We start from the raw sequence: 2832 nt of genomic DNA, 5'->3' as shown, positions 1-2832 counted from the left end.
AGCCGGTTCCTGTACCGCCTTTGGAAATCAATACACCGCGCCAACGCTGCCGTTATGAAAGGGCTAAAAAACGCAAAGAATTGAGTTTGCAGGCTGCGGACAAAGATTCTGGCTGCAACTAAATTCAATTTATTAAATAACGAAGGCCGTCTGAAATCCTGTTTCAGACGGCCTTCACGCAAAAGCCATAAACCGCTTGTTTTGTGGTAGAATCAACAAGATTTTTGCCATACGAAATTACAGATAATCATGACCGACGCAACCATCCGCAACGACCATAAATTTGCACTTGAAACCCTGCCAGTCAGCCTTGAAGACGAAATGCGCAAGAGCTACCTCGATTACGCCATGAGCGTAATTGTGGGACGAGCCCTGCCGGATGTCCGTGACGGTCTCAAGCCGGTACACCGCCGCGTGTTGTACGCGATGCACGAGTTGAAAAACAACTGGAATTCCGCCTATAAAAAATCGGCCCGTATCGTCGGCGACGTTATCGGTAAATACCACCCCCACGGCGATACAGCCGTTTACGACACCATCGTCCGCATGGCGCAAGACTTCTCCATGCGTTATGTGCTGATCGACGGTCAGGGCAACTTCGGTTCTGTCGACGGCTTGGCCGCAGCAGCCATGCGTTATACCGAAATCCGCATGGAAAAAATTTCCCATGAAATGCTGGCGGATATTGAAGAAGAAACCGTTAATTTCGGCCCCAACTATGACGGCAGCGAACATGAGCCGCTGGTATTGCCGACCCGTTTCCCTGCGCTGTTAGTCAATGGCTCGTCCGGTATTGCCGTCGGTATGGCAACCAATATTCCGCCACACAATTTGGGCGATACCATCAATGCCTGCCTGCGTTTGTTGGATGAGCCTGAAACTGAAATCGACGAGCTGATCAACATTATCCAAGCGCCCGATTTCCCAACAGGCGCGACTATTTACGGCTTGAGCGGCGTACGCGAAGGTTATAAAACCGGACGTGGCCGCGTGGTGATGCGCGGTAAAACCCATATCGAGCCTATCGGTAAAAACGGCGAACGCGAAGCCATCGTTATCGATGAAATCCCATATCAAGTAAACAAAGCCAAGCTGGTTGAGAAAATCGGCGAGTTGGTACGCGAAAAAACGTTGGAAGGCGTATCCGACTTGCGCGACGAGTCCGACAAATCCGGTATGCGTGTCGTGATCGAATTGAAACGCAATGAAAATGCCGAAGTCGTTTTGAACCAACTCTACAAACTGACCCAGCTGCAAGACAGCTTCGGTATCAACATGGTGGCCTTGGTTGACGGCCAGCCGCGTTTACTGAACCTGAAACAAATCCTGTCCGAGTTCCTGCGCCACCGTCGCGAAGTCGTTACCCGTCGTACCTTATTCCGCCTGAAAAAAGCGCGTCATGAAGGCCATATTGCCGAAGGTAAAGCAGTTGCCTTGTCCAATATCGACGAAATCATCCGTCTGATCAAAGAATCTGCCAATGCGCCGGAAGCCAAAGAAAAACTGCTGTCCCGCCCATGGCGCAGCAGCTTGGTTGAAGACATGCTCAGCCGTACGGATTTAGACCTGCACATGATGCGCCCTGAAGGCTTGCCAGAGAATTTGGGCCTGCACAGCCAAGGCTATTATCTGAGCGAATTACAAGCTGATGCCATTTTGCGCATGAGCCTGCGTAACTTGACCGGCCTCGATCAGGAAGAAATTGTCGGTGAATATAAAAACCTGATGAGCAAAATCATTGATTTCGTGGATATTCTTTCCAAACCTGAGCGCGTTACCCAAATCATCCGCGAAGAATTGGCAGACATTAAAGCCAACTTCGGCGATGAGCGTCGCAGCGAAATCAATCCGTTTGGCGGCGATATTGCCGATGAAGACCTGATTCCTCAGCGTGAAATGGTTGTTACCCTGACTCATGGCGGCTACATTAAAACCCAGCCGACCACCGACTATCAGGCTCAACGTCGCGGCGGCCGCGGCAAACAGGCGGCGGCAACCAAAGACGAGGACTTTATCGAAACCCTGTTTGTTGCCAACACGCATGATTATTTGATGTGCTTCACCAATTTGGGTAAGTGCCATTGGATTAAAGTGTATAAACTGCCGGAAGGCGGCCGCAATAGCCGCGGTCGTCCGATCAACAACGTTATCCAATTGGAAGAGGGCGAAAAAGTCAGCGCCATCTTGGCTGTCCGCGAGTTCCCGGAAGACCAATACGTTTTCTTTGCCACTGCACAAGGCATGGTGAAAAAAGTCCAGCTGTCTGCGTTTAAAAACGTTCGTAGCCAAGGCATCAAAGCCATCGCGCTTAAAGAAGGCGATTACTTGGTCGGCGCAGCGCAAACCGGCGGTGCGGACGACATTATGTTGTTCTCCAACTTGGGCAAAGCCATCCGCTTTAACGAATATTGGGAAAAATCCGGTAACGATGAAGCAGAAGATGCCGATATCGAAACCGAAAACGAAGATTCAGACGGCCTGGATGATGAAAATGCCGAAAACGCATTGCCAAGCGGCAAACACGGTGTCCGTCCGTCCGGTCGCGGCAGCGGCGGTTTGCGCGGCATGCGCCTGCCGGCCGATGGCAAGATTGTCAGCCTGATTACCTTCGCCCCTGAAGCCGAGCAAAGCGATTTGCAAGTATTGACCGCTACCGCCAACGGCTATGGCAAACGCACCCCGATTGCCGATTACAGCCGTAAAAACAAAGGCGGTCAAGGCAATATTGCTATCAATACCGGCGAGCGCAACGGCGATTTGGTTGCCGCGACTTTGGTCAGCGAAACCGACGACCTGATGCTGATTACCAGCGGCGGCGTCCTGATTCGTACC

1 protein-coding gene and 1 pseudogene are annotated in these 2832 nt (G+C 51.5%); both read left to right on the top strand.

Annotation, left to right across the window (positions count from 1 at the left end; genetic code table 11):
* A pseudogene (locus ACTHUT_RS17110) lies at positions 1 to 122 on the top strand (acyl-CoA thioesterase); the annotation flags it as partial.
* A gap of 127 nt (positions 123 to 249) precedes the next feature.
* Positions 250 to 2832 (top strand): DNA gyrase subunit A (gyrA, locus tag ACTHUT_RS17105; protein ID WP_440419168.1); only part of this gene is annotated, 2583 nt, incomplete at its 3' end.

It is taken from the genome of Neisseria sp. P0022.S010, assembly GCF_051956635.1.
Note: the sequence above shows the minus strand (reverse complement) of the source record. Positions and strands in the feature narration are given on the sequence as shown.